This window comes from Shewanella marisflavi (assembly GCF_023283925.1).
Lineage (GTDB): Bacteria > Pseudomonadota > Gammaproteobacteria > Enterobacterales > Shewanellaceae > Shewanella > Shewanella marisflavi.
This window is the reverse complement of record NZ_JAKIKX010000002.1, coordinates 68561-83397: the sequence shown is the minus strand read 5'-3', so window position 1 is coordinate 83397 and position 14837 is coordinate 68561. Positions and strand designations below refer to the sequence as shown.

Annotated in this window: 11 protein-coding genes; 5 read left to right on the top strand and 6 right to left on the bottom strand. The window is 51.0% G+C overall.

What is annotated here, in order from left to right:
* Positions 1-30: 30 nt before the first annotated feature.
* Positions 31-1188, bottom strand: coding sequence for a BamA/TamA family outer membrane protein (locus L2712_RS05230; protein WP_248977105.1), 1158 nt, complete (start codon positions 1186-1188; stop codon positions 31-33).
* A gap of 392 nt (positions 1189-1580) precedes the next feature.
* On the opposite strand from L2712_RS05230, the gene L2712_RS05225 reads away from it, so the two are divergent.
* The gene (locus L2712_RS05225) at positions 1581-2864 is read left to right on the top strand and encodes an HD-GYP domain-containing protein (protein ID WP_248977104.1); all 1284 of its coding nucleotides are present in this window, start codon (positions 1581-1583) and stop codon (positions 2862-2864) included.
* A gap of 183 nt (positions 2865-3047) precedes the next feature.
* On the opposite strand, the gene L2712_RS05220 is transcribed toward L2712_RS05225, so the two are convergent.
* From L2712_RS05220 to L2712_RS05200, 5 genes are all read right to left on the bottom strand, one after another.
* Positions 3048-3479 carry a DUF3465 domain-containing protein gene (locus L2712_RS05220; protein ID WP_248977103.1) on the bottom strand — a complete coding sequence of 144 codons (432 nt, stop codon included), beginning with the start codon at positions 3477-3479 and terminating at the stop codon, positions 3048-3050.
* Positions 3476-3913, bottom strand: a complete 438-nt coding sequence (locus tag L2712_RS05215; RefSeq protein WP_248977102.1) for a hypothetical protein — start codon at positions 3911-3913, stop codon at positions 3476-3478. The genes L2712_RS05220 and L2712_RS05215 overlap by 4 nt, the downstream gene beginning before the upstream one ends.
* A gap of 93 nt (positions 3914-4006) precedes the next feature.
* Entirely contained in the window at positions 4007-4450 is a 444-nt protein-coding gene (locus L2712_RS05210) for a GNAT family N-acetyltransferase (protein WP_248977392.1), read from the bottom strand.
* A 103-nt stretch (positions 4451-4553) separates the two neighbouring features.
* Positions 4554-5597 carry an NAD(P)H-dependent flavin oxidoreductase gene (locus L2712_RS05205; RefSeq protein ID WP_248977101.1) on the bottom strand — a complete coding sequence of 348 codons (1044 nt, stop codon included), beginning with the start codon at positions 5595-5597 and terminating at the stop codon, positions 4554-4556.
* 110 nt (positions 5598-5707) lie between these two features.
* Positions 5708-6112, bottom strand: a complete 405-nt coding sequence (locus L2712_RS05200; RefSeq protein ID WP_088904693.1) for a GFA family protein — start codon at positions 6110-6112, stop codon at positions 5708-5710.
* Positions 6113-6356: 244 nt separating this feature from the next.
* Between L2712_RS05200 and L2712_RS05195 the strand changes: the two genes are divergently transcribed.
* The 4 genes from L2712_RS05195 (at position 6357) to L2712_RS05180 (ending at position 14769) form a co-directional block, all read left to right on the top strand.
* Positions 6357-8447 (top strand): glycoside hydrolase family 97 protein, encoded by a 2091-nt coding sequence (locus L2712_RS05195; RefSeq protein ID WP_428848609.1) that lies wholly within the window; start codon positions 6357-6359, stop codon positions 8445-8447.
* 243 nt (positions 8448-8690) lie between these two features.
* Positions 8691-10124 (top strand): M20/M25/M40 family metallo-hydrolase, encoded by a 1434-nt coding sequence (locus L2712_RS05190; RefSeq protein ID WP_248977099.1) that lies wholly within the window; start codon positions 8691-8693, stop codon positions 10122-10124.
* 563 nt (positions 10125-10687) lie between these two features.
* Positions 10688-12232, top strand: coding sequence for an MFS transporter (locus L2712_RS05185; RefSeq protein WP_248977098.1), 1545 nt, complete (start codon positions 10688-10690; stop codon positions 12230-12232).
* A gap of 41 nt (positions 12233-12273) precedes the next feature.
* Positions 12274-14769 carry a glycoside hydrolase family 15 protein gene (locus L2712_RS05180; protein ID WP_248977097.1) on the top strand — a complete coding sequence of 832 codons (2496 nt, stop codon included), beginning with the start codon at positions 12274-12276 and terminating at the stop codon, positions 14767-14769.
* The last annotated feature ends 68 nt before the right edge of the window (positions 14770-14837 follow it).

Sequence of the window (14837 nt, the reverse complement as noted above, 5' to 3'; positions counted from 1 at the left end):
GAGTCTAGGCTTTCTCCTGACTCAGCTAGGCTAAAAAGCCTCTCCGACCGATAAATAAAGCGCATCATTGCTATTGGATGAACGCGCATAATCTAAACGTAAGTTAATTCGCTCGGCCGGTTGCAGCATAAAACGCAAACCAATACCGTATGACGGAATAACATCATTGGATTTATCCACGTGATTTACATCATCCAACTTACCTGCGCCAACAAAACCGACCAATCCCCAACGTTTATGAAAACGCCAACGGGCTTCTGCCTCAGTTTCTACCGAGCCTAACGCCATGTATTCAGTTGAAGAAAAACCACGCAGACCTAAGCGACAGGCGGCCCATAAGGGTACATCGCCCTCTTTTAGACACCCTTTTAATTTATAGGCAACCGTGACAGATTCATTAACCGGGAAGTAACCATCAAACTCTAAAGAATAAGATTCAAAGTCAGTATCACTACCAATGGCGTCATTAAACACTGTGCCATTAAGCTTGAAATAGTAGCCATCGTAGGGGTTTGTCGGCACATCACGGGTGTCATAAATGATCCCTGCCCCCAGCCCAGCAGAGACGATTTCGTTGCGTAAATCAAAATGGATCGAACTGATGTCTACATTAAAATCTTGTTCAAAATCAATGAAAATGCCATTAACACCGACAAACCAGTTGCCACTAATACGTCGCTCTAATTCTAACAATGCGCCGTAACCGGTAATGTCCCAATCGACATCAAGGGGTACGCCGAGTAACTCGCTTGATACCAGTGGCAACTTAAGGTCGGCATAGGCGACTCCGCCTTTTAAATGCCAGTTATTATTATCCCAATAACTGGCGTGGCCAACTGCGGCGCCCCAACTTTTATTGCTAGAGTAAAAACCCGCTACCCCGGTAACTGATGGCGGTTGAACTGATTTTTGCTCAGCGGTTTGGGGATAAAAATAACCAACCACACCACCTAAACCTGAATCAATGGTGGGATTTGAAAACGGAATTGGCGCGGCAACAAAATTGCCTTTGTTGACAGTTAAAGGGGCTTGGTTTTCCTTTAAATTAGGCACTAATGAACTCGGCTCATTGGCAGCACCAGGTTTTTCTCCACTATCACTGACCATGTCATCATTTGCTGCAAACGCTGGCGCCAACACCATTCCCAACAATCCCAAAATAATAGGATTCAACCTGATAGTTCCCATATATATTCCCTTGAGTCATTCGCCATCATTTAGCGGGTAAGTTCAGCATAGCACTACCTACACCATAGTCAGCTTTAATTGCCTAAAAATTACCCCCTCTATTATACTGAAAGATATTACAAATTTATTAGTTACGCCCATTTCCGTCACGGTGTTGCAGTAGTAGTCAGCCGCAAGGTAAACCTTTAATAGCAAGATTGCGGTTTGTAGTTAGGCGACTAAACCACTAGTCATAAAGACTCAGCTCCCCTTTCAAGCATGCCACCTGTCACATTTTCGTAGGAAAGATCAAGTTTAGCGAAAGGTTAATTAGCTCTTTTCTAGCTGATAAGGTAATAATGTAGTAGGAACTCGGCATTTAGCCCCACTTCTGGCATGGCAAAGGATTGACTATGACTGGGCACTTTTTCTCACTTTCACAGCACAATGATCTCAACGATACCCTTCCCCTATGGCGCGAGTTGATCTTTAAACGCCTATTTGGACTCTTGGCCATCTTATGCGTGCCGGTATACCTCAGCAGCATCTACCTCTGTATCCAGATGGGGCTGCTAAGCATGGCGGCGTTTGACACCCTGGCTTACCTGTTACTCCTCTACATACTGCTCGCTAAGGGGTTAAGTGAGCAAAGCCGCTACTGCATCGGCTGTATCATGTTCTTTATCATAGGGGTTGCCTTTCTGATCACCATTGGCCCAACGGGTGCGGGCTTTTTCTGGTTGTTCATATTTGCCCCGCTCACCAGCATACTGATCGGCAAGCGCGCCAGTCTTTATGCTCAGTTGCTTAACGCCGCGGCGCTATTGGCAATCGGCTTAGCCTTTCAACAGCAATGGTTTAGCTGGCCTCTGACCCAAGGTTACAATACTGGCATCTGGTTTGTGGTCGCGATCAATTTTATTGTCACCAACGCCATTGTGACCCAATCGACCGCCTTCTTATTGGGAAAACTCACCCAATCGCTACGTTCTACCTTAGCCTCGCGCCGAGCCACAGTAATGGGGCTGGCCAAATTAGCTGAATATCGAGACAACGAAACCGGCGATCATCTTATTCGCATGCAGCACTATGCCAAGATACTGGCGAGTCAAAGGCAAAAGGATGAAGATGCGCCTGAGGAGCTGACCGATGAGTTTATTCAGGAGATCTCTCTATCGTCGATCGTCCATGATATCGGCAAGGTTGGCATTGCCGATGCGATATTGTTAAAGCCAGGGCGCCTAACCGAGGAGGAATTTGAGCAGATTAAGGCACACCCGGTTATCGGCGCCAATGTTCTGGAAAGCTTGCTCAATTATGCGCCGCAGTGCCGTTTTATAAAGATGGGACGAGATATTGCGGGCGGGCACCATGAAAGATGGGACGGTAGCGGTTATCCAAAGAGAATATCGGGCGAAGCTATCCCACTCTCCGCCCGAATAGTGGCTTTAGTGGATGTGTATGACGCCCTGACCTCACCACGCTGTTATAAACGACCTTTTAGCCACCAAGAAGCGCTAGAGATAATCCTCGAAGGCAAAGGTAGTCACTTCGACCCGAAACTGGTAGAGAGCTTTCTAACGATCAATCACAAGTTCGAGTTGCTCTCAAGGGCTTCTCTGTATGACATACGGCCGGACAAGATCACCAGATCCCCTACACAACTAGTGACAAAGCCCGGCTTGGAAACCAGCTAGACTTTTAGCGCTCCTGATTAACCAAGATTTGTTAAGAAGCAATGATTAGGAAACAATGATAAGGAAACAATGGTTAGGAAACTCTGGTTAGCCAAGCACAAAACCAGTTAATTATGGCCCAAACTTGGACCCAATCGATTAATTAACTTGGCTATTCGTTGGCTTAGCTATTAACAGACTTGGCTATTGATAGCGCCGACCGCCATGGGTGAGCCATCCATCTATGTGCTGACCTTTAGGATCATCATGAGTCCAATGGATCACGCCGCCCTTGGCATTCCACTCATAGACCCCATAGAACCCCACACGATCGCCAACCTTTAGATCCTCAATACGTGGCGCCAGATCGATATTGTGCGCCACCAGCAAGGTTTGCCCACTGGCCAGCCGCAAAATAAATCTTTGATGCTTACTCCCTTGAGTGTCGTCCGCAAGTAGACGCACCACCTCTCCTTGCCCTTGGATCTGCAGCTGACTCTGCCTTTGCTCGAAAGCCTGACTGAGCTGCGCATCATTCGCCGATACCGAAAGCGTTACACTCAACGCCAATACAAGCGCGGCAAGAACTCTGCCGACAAACAATAAACCTTTATCTTTCAATGCCACCAACTTCATCTCTTGCCCGCCATACGAATGACTTCAGCCGTCATCAAGACTTTAACTGGCTTATGTTCAGGGTTAGTCTCGCTAGCGACATAGCTTGCCTTTGGCATCTTATCTAGCTTAGCCTGGCTCATCCAGCCTTCGGGGGTCGAGCTAACCAGCGTCTTGCTGACCTCTTGGCCCTGTTCATCAATCAACACATGGTAACTGAATTTTCCAGCGCCTTTGGGTAACCAGTTAGGGCGACCATATCGTTTGACAGGCTTTGTCGGTTTTGCCTGCCAATAGGCAGAAAGGTTATCGGCCCCAATCTCGACAGGATTTAACACCGCCAAGGTCTCAGTCGTTGGCGCTTGTTCAGATGGTGTGTTGGTACTGCTATTGGTATGGCTACACGCGGCTAAACCTAAGGTAAAGAAGGTGGCAATCAGTAGAGTGGGTTTCATTATTCATCCTTGTATTGTTTTGACTTACTTTTCCCTAATCCAAAATGGCCTAGTTCCAAATAGTTTAATCCCAAAAAGCTCAATCAAAAAAGCTTAAGTATCATCACCTTTAAACGTAGAAGTATCATAGCGTTTAACCATAAAATAGCGCGCAGGACTCCCTTCAAAGGCTGGCACTTGTCCCGCTAGGTTAAATCCCAGCTTTCGATAGAAATCGGGCGCCTGAACCTCCAGAGTATCGACCTGAGCCTGCAAACATCCCCTTGCCTTCGCCAGCTGCTCGGCTTGGATCATCAGCTGCCGCCCAAGCCCAGCCCCGCGGCGATTGTCATCGACCCATAACACATGGATCAAAAAGTTTTTATATATGGTTCGGCCATGGACGCCGCCAATCAATTTACCTGCCTGGTCATAGGCCACTATCGTCAGTGGCTGACTCGTCTCCTTGCCCAACTTGTCAATGTTGTACTGACGCACGCCATCAACTAAGGCGTCGACCAACTCGCTATTCTCCTGCTCTATTTGGCTGAAAGCCACTTTCTGTCGGTCATCTATTGTCTGCATTCGATTTACTCTTTTTTTATGTTTTTAGTATTTGTGTTTGTGTTTTTTTGTGATTGCTTTAGTGATTCTTGTTCGCTTAGGGCTCCATCAGCGCCAAGGTGAGCGCTTGAGCCGAGATGGGGCGACATGCACCAAGGTTTTGACCACACCACAGCGGGGTAAAGTCGGCCTTTCCCCTTGCTTCAGCTTCCCGGCGAAGCTGCGCCATCAAGGGGGTCGCATAGGGAAAGGTGGGAGCCAGTTCGCTCAAACAGCCAAGCTCATTCATCGCTCGATTTCGCAAACCTCTGGCTGGCCTCCCCGAAAACAGGTTCGTCAGTGCCGTCTCTTCTGGTGTGGCGCCTAATATCGCCTCTCTGTGTAGCCTGGAGGTATTGGCCTCATCGCATAACAGGTACGCGCTACCCACCTGCACGGCGCTAGCGCCCAGAGCAAAAGCGGCTTGTACGCCGCGAGCATCGCCTATGCCACCAGCGGCTATGACAGGCACCGAGACACGGTCGACTATCTGAGGCACCAGCGCAGCAAGCCCTAGCTGAGTATTGAGGTCGCTGGAGAGAAACATGCCTCGATGGCCGCCCGCTTCCAGTCCCTGGGCAATAATGCCATCGACACCACGCTCACTCAGCCAGATGGCTTCAGCCACTGTGGTGGCGCTAGAGACCAGCTTAGTCCCCCAGGATCGCACCCGATCGAGCAGATCTTTGGCAGGTAAACCAAAATGAAAGCTGATGAATTCGGGTTTAAAGGGCTCTATGGCGTCGGCTATCTCGTGATTGAACGGCAAGCGACTGGCGCCCACTGGGGCAAGTTCGGCCGTTATCTCAAGCTCCTGAAAATAGGGTAATAGCTGCTTGTGCCAGACTTGCTGAGCCCTATCATCCCACTTGGGCATCTGGTGGCAGAAAAAATTAAGGTTTAATGGCGCACTAGATGCTGCCTTAAAGGTTTGGATTTCACAGGTGATCTGCGCTGCATTTAACATACCGCAGGCAATAGAGCCGAGCCCACCAGCCTTAGCAACGGCAATGCCCAGCTTGCTATCTTGTACGCCCGCCATGGGCGCCTGAATGATTGCCAGCTCGGTACCCAGTAATGCCTTAACGTTTCTGTGATTCATCACCTTTCCTTATGTGATTCAGCCGAGGCTGTTATTTTCCATGTTTAACAGGTGTAAAGGAGTCTTAGGCTCGCGAGCTTTCATGTTGGCCCGCGAGCCTGAGCAGAGAGTTACCTACCAGGCTCATGACCCTCATACCAAGGTAATTTAGCATCCATCTCCTCCCAATTAGCTTTGGAGGTGACAAAATTATGGGAGATGGGACGCTCCCTTATCGCGGAGTCCAATATGCCCAGGCGCAAACGAATACGCTGACTATCCTGCTCATTGGCGCTGTAAATGGGAGAGGCGCAGCGGCGACAAAAATAACGCCGCTTTCCAGGGGAAAACTCAAAACTGGCTAAGAAATCGGCTTCATCCGATAGGTTAAAATCCACCAGTTCGACAAAGCCATTAGTGGCAAATGCAGTGCCGCTCGATTTACGACACAAAGAACAGTGGCAATGAATGATCTGACTAATGGGGCCGCTGATGGCAACTTTGATACCACCACATAGACAACTTCCGTGATACATGATTTTCCTGATCCGACTCTATGTTACTGCACAATTGCAATCTGCCTCTATGCTGCCATAAGTTGTGGCGGCAAATCAGCACTATTTTCCACTACAAATTGCTAAATTCGGTAACTAAATGTGCCAAGCGTACCTTTAGGTTGAATACGTATGCAGCACATTGCCCCATCCTACCTATAACTTCTACCATGGCTGACGCAACACCTTAACCCTAACAAAACCCTAGAATAAAAAGGTACACGGAATGTCTTGCAATCCTTCACACCCAAGGGCGTCTGCCCACCCACGCTTATCGGTACTGGCAATGGCTCTCGCGCTCACAGGCGTGACACTGCCAAATAGCACCATGGCGAAAACCGTTTCGGTCGCCTCACCAGATAAACAGATTGTCGTGAGCCTAAGCGATGATAATCAGCGGCCCGAATATCGCGTCAGTTTTCATGACAAAGTGGTTATTCAGGAGTCCAAGCTCGGCCTAGTGTTTCAGTCCCTTGGAGAATTTGGCCATGATTTTAAGATTAGCGAGATCAAGCGCACTCAGGTCGATAGCCAATGGCAGCAACCTTGGGGCGAGCGTGAATGGGTAGTAGACAAACACAATGGCCTTACCGCCACCTTAAGCAACGGCCAATATCAATTTCTTATCGACATCAAAGCCTTTGATGACGGTATCGGCTTTCGCTACCGGGTACCTAAGCAGGGCACACTGGATAAACTCAATATCACCAATGAACTCACCGAGTTTGTGATCCCGCAAGCTGACAAAGCCACCGCCTGGTGGATCCCTGCCCGCGGTTGGAACCGTTACGAATACCTTTATAACAAGACACCGCTCAATCAGATTGACCGGGTACACACGCCTTTCACCTTTAAGCTGGACAATCAGGTACACATGAGTATTCATGAGGCGGCGCTGGTGGACTATGCGGCCATGACACTCGATCAGCGCCGTGATGGCACACTTAGAGCCGATCTCACGCCATGGTCTGACGGTATCAAGGTGAAAACACAGGCGGGCTTTGCCACGCCCTGGCGCACCATTCAGATTGCCGATAAGGCCACTGGACTGCTGAACTCAGATCTGATCCTTAATCTCAATGAACCCAACAAACTGGGAGATGTTGACTGGGTCGAGCCAGGCAAGTATGTCGGGATCTGGTGGGGCATGCACCTTAACGAGACGACCTGGGGATCAGGTGACAAGCATGGCGCCACCACCGACGAGACCAAACGCTACATGGACTTTGCCGCAGACAATGGTTTTGCAGGCGTGCTGGTCGAAGGCTGGAACATCGGCTGGGACGGCAGCTGGTTCCATAATGGTGATGTGTTTAGCTTTACCCAGACCTACCCTGATTTCGATCTACCGGCGATCTCCGCCTATGGCGCCAGCAAAGGGGTGCGGCTTATCGGCCACCATGAAACCTCGGGCTCGGTCACCAACTACCGCAATCAGATGAGTGATGCCTACGATCTCTATCAGCAATATGGCGTGACTCAGGTAAAAACTGGTTATGTGGCCGATGGCGGCGATATCAAGCGTGTTGACGATAAGGGGAACACCCGCCACGAGTGGCATGATGGTCAATTTATGGTAAACGAATATCTGCATAGCGTTACCGAAGCCGCCAAGCGCCATATCAGCATCAATACCCACGAACCCATTAAAGACACAGGTCTGCGCCGCACCTATCCAAACTGGATCAGCCGCGAAGGCGCCCGCGGACAAGAGTTTAACGCCTGGGGCACGCCGCCCAACAATCCATCTCATACCACCACACTTGCCTACACCCGCATGCTGGCAGGTCCGATGGACTTTACGCCAGGGATCTTCGACTTGGCACCTAAAGGGTTAGATGCCGTCAACCGGGTACAAACCACGCTGACTAAGCAGCTTGCCCTGTACGTGGTACTCTACAGCCCAATCCAGATGGCGGCCGACCTGCCGCGCAACTACAAAAAGCATCCCGATGCCTTTAAGTTCATTCAGGATGTCCCAACCGATTGGCAGCGCAGCATCGCTCTGGCCGGTGAAGTCGGTGAATATGTGGTCTTTGCCCGTCAGGAACGCGGCGGAAAGAGCAAGGGGGAAGATTGGTACCTAGGGGCTATCACAGATGATACCGCCCGTGTGGTAAGCATCCCACTTGACTTTCTCACCCCAGGAACAAGCTACCTGGCAGAGATCTACCGTGATGGCGACAAGGCCAATTGGCGCAGCAATCCCTATGACTATGTGATTGAAAGTCAGAAGGTTGACAGCCAGCAACATCTGACCCTCAAGCTCGCCAGCAGCGGCGGTACCGCAATTCGCTTCAAAGCGTTGCAAAAGTAAGCCCAGTATAATCCCCCACTTGCATGGCGCACGATTGCCGTCGCCATGCAGGTGGATCTGCAAGTGATTATCAGCAACATTTATTTACCTTTTTCTTGCCCTCTCCTCCACTTTTTTACGACTAAAGCCGACATTGCTCGCCCAAGCTGTGCTGTTATTCTGCTAAGGTATTTTCTCCATGGTTATCGCTAAGGCGTCCCCATGAGCTCATTCAAGCCCTAACAACCACAAAAAGAATAAGAGATGACAATGAAAGCCACTCCTTACCTTAAGCTACCGCTCTTGCTGCTTGCCACAATGACTGCCAGCAGCTTTGCCGCGCCGCCAGCAGCGACGCCTTTAAATGCCGCCAGCTACACAGCGCCCTCAGAAGAAGATCTCCGTCTGTACGATATTGCCAGCGCGCCCCAGGCCTCAAGGATCTTGAAAGATATACAAACCCTGGTCGATTTCGGCACTCGTCATACCCTCTCCAGCCAAACCGATCCTCAGCAAGGAATAGGTGCGGCCAGAAACTGGATCAAGGCAGAACTTGAACGTATCTCAGCCGACTGCGGCCACTGCCTGGAAGTGATTGAAGTGGGCGTCACGGTATCGGGAAAACGGATCCCAAATCCAACCAAAGTGGTGAACATCATTGCGATTCAAAAAGGAACGCTAGACCCTAATCGCGTGGTAATGATGAGCGGCGACATCGACTCGCGTGTCAGTGATGTCATGGATGCCACCTCTATTGCCCCCGGCGCCAACGATAACGCCTCGGGTGTTGCAGGCACCCTGGAAGCGGCGCGCGTACTGAGTCAATATCAGTTTGGTGGCACCATAGTGTATGCCGCGCTCTCAGGTGAAGAACAAGGGCTATACGGCGGCGCGGGTCTGGCCGATTTTGCCAAGAAGCAAGGCTGGCAGGTCGAAGCCGTGCTTAACAACGACATGATAGGCAACATTGCGGGGATTAATGGCGTTGTCAGTAACCATACGGTACGGATCTTTTCTGAAGGCGTGCGGATCGCCGAAACAGAGAAGGAAGCCAAAGAGCGATATTTTAGCGGTGGCGAGAACGATTCGGCGTCACGCAACTTAGCCAGGCACATCAAGCAGCTGGCAGATCAATATATGACCAACCTAGATGTGCAGCTCATCTACCGTCTCGATCGCTTCGGCCGCGGTGGCCATCACCTGCCCTTTAATAAGGCGGGATACCCTGCAGTGCGTATCATGGAGACCAACGAGAACTATCATCGCCAACACCAGGATATTCGTGTTGAAGATGGTATCGCCTATGGTGATGTCATAGAGGGCGTCGATGAGGTCTACGCGGCTAAGTTAACCGCTCTCAATGCCATTAGCCTGGCGGCTATGGCCTGGGCGCCAGCGCCGCCAACCCAAGTGGCGATCACAGGCCAGGTGTCGGCCGATACCAATATAAGTTGGCAGGCTAATCCGACCGCCGAAGTCGCCGGATACCGCATCTACTGGCGTAAAACCACTGAGCCAGAATGGACCCACAGCCGCTTTGTCGGCAAGGTCGACAGCTTTACCCTGAGCAATATGGTGATCGATAACTACCTTTATGGGGTGGCTGCTGTCGGCTATAACGGCAACACCAGCCCTGTGGTGTTTCCCGGCGCAGCTGGCGCATTCTTTCGCCCAGTGACCGAGAACGCCAAACCTTAAGCCCTTATCGAACAGCACCTCAACCGGGAAAAACGCGGGAGAAACACTTTCGCGTTTTCCTTTTTATCCCCTCCGCTGCGCTATGTTACAAAACTGAATCCACGCTAAAACCACCCAGGCGAAAAGTTAAGCTAACACCCTGGTAATTATAGAATAAACCCTAACCCCCAAGACGCGCAGTAGGTTAACAGCAAGCTACGCAAAGGTTAATACGCCTTGATGAATACGTATGTAATCGGTTGTAGGTCAAATCGGCTCAGGGTTAACATGCCATGGTGTTTAATTTCATGTGTTAACTCTCTATGAAATTGGCCAGGTCGACGCTAGCCCATCAGGCACTGAAGGCATGATGAGGTTAGCACTAGAGTCTCTATCTACTCATCAGGGCTTAAGCTTAGTGAATAAGCCTAGAGAAGTAGAACCCTAGCTTTAGGCGAATACCCGTTTGAGGGAAGCGTGTATTCGCCACTTTTTTCACTCGACCGACTTCCATACAATAGATTTGGCACCCACCCTTTCCGGGCGTGGCAAAAACGATAAATAATTATAAAGAGAAACATTGGATGTCACAGAACGCCCCATCAGTACAAAGCCCCCTGACTGTCAAACCGGCCTTAAGTTTCTGGCAGATCTTCAACATGTGTTTTGGATTCCTTGGCATCCAATTTGGTTTTGCCCTGCAAAATGCCAACGTGAGCCGTATCTTTCAAACATTAGGCGCCTCTATCGATGATATCCCTATTCTGTGGATCGCCGCGCCACTGACCGGTTTGCTGGTGCAGCCACTAATCGGTCATATGAGCGACAACACCTGGGGCCGTTTGGGTCGCCGTCGCCCCTATTTCCTGATTGGCGCTATCTTCACCACACTGGCCATCTTTATCATGCCTCACTCGCCTGTGCTCTGGGTTGCCGCAGGAATGTTATGGATCATGGATGCCTCAATTAATATCGCCATGGAGCCTTTTCGCGCCTTTGTGGGTGACAACCTGCCGAGTCGACAACGTCCCCTTGGTTATGCCATGCAAAGCTTCTTCATCGGTGTGGGCGCCGTGGTGGCCTCGGCCTTGCCTTATCTGCTGACCAATTACTTCGATGTGGCCAATACCGCGCCAGAAGGTGAGATCGCCGACTCTGTCCGTTACGCCTTCTATTTCGGCGGCACAGTGTTACTACTGGCGGTCAGTTGGACCGTCTTCACCAGCAAAGAGTATTCACCAGAAGAACTGGCCCGCTTTGAGCAGTCAAGCAGCGAGCAGATAACCCTTAAACATGATCGCAGCTGGCAGGCTTACCAAAAAGGCGCACTCATCTGGACTGTGCTCGGCGCCCTGTTTACCGCAGTGATCTTTCTACAGTCCTTGGATAAACAGCTGTATCTGCTGGCGATCGGCATATTTGCCTTCGGCCCGTTGCAATGGTTTTGCGCCGTCACTTTAAAGCGGATCGCGCCTGAGGCCAGACACAAGCAAGGCATGGTATTCAGCGTGGTCGATGCGCTGTTTCATATGCCAAAGGCGATGCGTCAACTGGCAGTTGTGCAGTTCTTCTCATGGTTTGCGCTGTTTTCTATGTGGATCTACACCACGGCGGCGGTCACTGACTATCACTATGGTACTCAAGATGTGCTGTCTAAGGCCTATAACGATGGCGCCGATTGGGTCGGGATCTTATTTGCCTCTTATAACGGCTTTGCCGCCCTAGCCGCCTTAGTGATCCCGTTGCTGGCAATGGCGGTGGGCCTCAAGGTGACCCACCTGATCAATCTTTGCTGCGGGGGGCTGGGCCTTATCAGCTTCTACTTTATTCAGGATCCGGCTCTGCTTTGGCTGCCCATGATAGGTGTCGGTATTGCCTGGGCATCTATCCTCTCTATTCCCTATGCACTGCTGTCCAATGCACTGCCTGCGGCGCGAATGGGCGTTTATATGGGGATTTTTAACTTCTTTATCGTGATCCCACAGTTGCTAGCTGCTAGCGTACTAGGGGTGATCTTAAATACCTTTTTCGACGGCCAACCTATCTTTGCCTTGATCATGGGCGGCTGCTTTATGATTTTATCCGGGATCAGCGTGCTCTTCGTGAGCAATCAATCCCGCCTAGCATAACCGCATTTACCCATAACAATAAAACAGATGAGAACCTAATCATGACGTCTAAGCCTGCACGTTTTACTCGCACCTTAATCGCCCTCTCCTTAGGCACTCTGCTAAGCGCCTGCGGCGGTGCGGATCAGCCTGCGCCAAAGCAAGTGGCTGCGGCCGCAAGCCTCAACATAGCACCAGGTGCACCTGGCGCCGAGCCAACCTGGGCCTTCTCGGGTAAAACCGGCATAGGCACATCCTATGAACCCTATGTCACCACAGAGCAAAGCGCCGGGCGCTATCTAGACACCCAGGCCAACCCGGTCAGCCGCGTCTGGTTTTCTCTGGCTCAAGGCGTGCTGACCGAAACCATGTATGGCCTTATCCATAACGCCCAGCTAAAAGAGGCACAATTTATCATCGCAGGTAATGGCTTTGTCGATACCGAGAAAGAGAACACCATCACCAGCATAGATTATCTGCATAAAGATGACGCAGGTCGTCCCCTGTCATTAGCCTACAAGGTGGTTAACAAGGATATCGAAGGCAAGTATCAGATAGAGAAACACTTCTTTACCGATCCCGATCGTGACAGCTTAGTGATGAAGGTGTTCTTTACCGCCTTTGAGCCGGGCATTACCCCCTATCTTTATGTCAACCCGCATATCGATAATAGCGGCGCCAATGATATTGCCAGCGTGAGCGCCGATGGCAATAGTCTCTATGCCTATACCGGCAACCAGGATTCCAGCGTGCTGACCGTGCGCGCCGACCTCCCCTTTAGCCAGACCAGCGTCGGGTTTGTCGGCGTATCTGACGGCCTGAGCGATCTAAAGGCTAACGGTGAGTTAAACAACCTTTACAGCCACACCAGTGCGGACAAACAGACTTTGGGCAATGTCGCCATGACCGCGGCGCTGCCTACGCTTAAGGTCGGCGATGCCGAAAATATCAGCCTGAGCACTACCTTTGTATTCGGCTTTGGTCAAGATCAAGCTAGCAGCGAGCAAACTGCCCAGAAAACTCTTGATGCGGGCTATGATGCGGTGCTGGCGGCCTACAACGGCGAGGGAGATACCATTGGCTGGCAGGACTATCTGCAGCAACTCTCTGGGCTTGAGGCGATGACAGCCAACACAGCCGATGCAGGGAAACTCCTGTATGCCAGCGCGCTTGTTCTTAAGGCTCAGGAAGATAAAACCCATGCCGGCGCCCTCATCGCCTCCTTGTCTAACCCTTGGGGCGACACTGTCTCTGCGGTCAAAGGCTCGACCGGCTACAAGGCCGTCTGGCCAAGAGACTTCTACCAATGCGCCATGGCTTTCTTAGCCATGGGCGATACCCAAACCCCTAAGGTCGCCTTTGAATACCTTAAAAAAGTGCAGGTAAGCGAAGCGACCCCTGGCTATGAAGGCGTTCCAGGCTGGTTCCTGCAAAAGACTCATGTCGACGGTCAAATCGAATGGGTTGGCGTACAGTTAGATCAAACCGCGATGCCTATCATGCTGGGATGGAAACTCTGGCACGCCGGCGTGTTAAGCGATCAAGAAATTAGCCAGTGGTATCAAACCATGCTGAAGCCTGCGGCCGATTTTCTGGTAACGGGCGGTGAAGTAAACCTTGACTGGAACCATACCCAGATAGTCCCGCTTAAGACACAACAGGAACGCTGGGAAGAGCAGCAAGGCTACTCGCCTTCGACAGCCGCCGCCGTGATTGCAGGTTTAATTAGCGCCAGCGATATCGCCAAACAGGCGCAAGATCTCGCCGCCGCCGAGCGCTACCTGGCCACCGCTAAAGAGATGGCCGCCAAGCTGGACACCCTTATGGTGACCCAAAGCCCCATGCTTAGTGCAAGTGACGGTACCCAGGCACCTTACTATCTGCGCCTAGCGCCTAATGGCACACCGGATAAGGCCGATAAGCTTGCCGATAACAACGGCAGAGCCGGACTGGATCAGCGTCTCATATTAGATGGTGGTTTCCTGGAGATGGTGCGCTATGGGGTTAAACCGGCGACCGATGCCAGGATCAATGCCACCCTTAAGCTTATTGACAATACAAAGCTCGAAGATAACCTCAGGGTGCGCTACGAGTTTACCGCCAAAGATGGTACTCGCTTCCCAGGATTTCGCCGCTATGGCAATGACGGCTATGGTGAAGATACGCAAACCGGCGGCAACTACGCCGAAAATGGCAGCAATACGCCTGGCCAACGGGGCCGGGTATGGCCTTTCTTTACCGGCGAGCGCGCCCATTTTGAACTGGCTAAGGCCATTGCAACAGACTGCCTGGATGCGGCTAAGAAACAGCAACTCATAGACACCTATGTAAAAGGGATGGAAGCTTTTGCCAACAACGGCCTGATGCTTCCCGAACAGGTTTGGGATGGCGTTGGCGACAGTACCCGCTTTAACTATCAGCTTGGCCAAGGTACCAACTCAGCCACGCCGCTAGCCTGGACTCACGCCGAATACGTCAAGATGGTGCGTTCCTTAACCGATGCTAAAGTCTGGGACCACTATCCAAGCGTGACCGATACCCTTACCTCTCACCCTTAAACCCATTCATAAAAAAGCCAGTCTCATCGACTGGCTTTTTTATTTTGCCGCCACTTATTGATAGACGA

Coding starts and splice junctions, on each gene's coding strand:
- L2712_RS05180 (WP_248977097.1), top strand. CDS start 12,274: ATGACGTCTAAGCCTGCACGTTTTACTCGCACCTTAATCGCCCTCTCC.
- L2712_RS05215 (WP_248977102.1), bottom strand. CDS start 3,913: ATGAAACCCACTCTACTGATTGCCACCTTCTTTACCTTAGGTTTAGCC.
- L2712_RS05220 (WP_248977103.1), bottom strand. CDS start 3,479: ATGAAGTTGGTGGCATTGAAAGATAAAGGTTTATTGTTTGTCGGCAGA.
- L2712_RS05195 (WP_428848609.1), top strand. CDS start 6,357: ATGTCTTGCAATCCTTCACACCCAAGGGCGTCTGCCCACCCACGCTTA.
- L2712_RS05200 (WP_088904693.1), bottom strand. CDS start 6,112: ATGTATCACGGAAGTTGTCTATGTGGTGGTATCAAAGTTGCCATCAGC.
- L2712_RS05190 (WP_248977099.1), top strand. CDS start 8,691: ATGACAATGAAAGCCACTCCTTACCTTAAGCTACCGCTCTTGCTGCTT.
- L2712_RS05185 (WP_248977098.1), top strand. CDS start 10,688: ATGTCACAGAACGCCCCATCAGTACAAAGCCCCCTGACTGTCAAACCG.
- L2712_RS05230 (WP_248977105.1), bottom strand. CDS start 1,188: ATGGGAACTATCAGGTTGAATCCTATTATTTTGGGATTGTTGGGAATG.
- L2712_RS05225 (WP_248977104.1), top strand. CDS start 1,581: ATGACTGGGCACTTTTTCTCACTTTCACAGCACAATGATCTCAACGAT.
- L2712_RS05205 (WP_248977101.1), bottom strand. CDS start 5,597: ATGAATCACAGAAACGTTAAGGCATTACTGGGTACCGAGCTGGCAATC.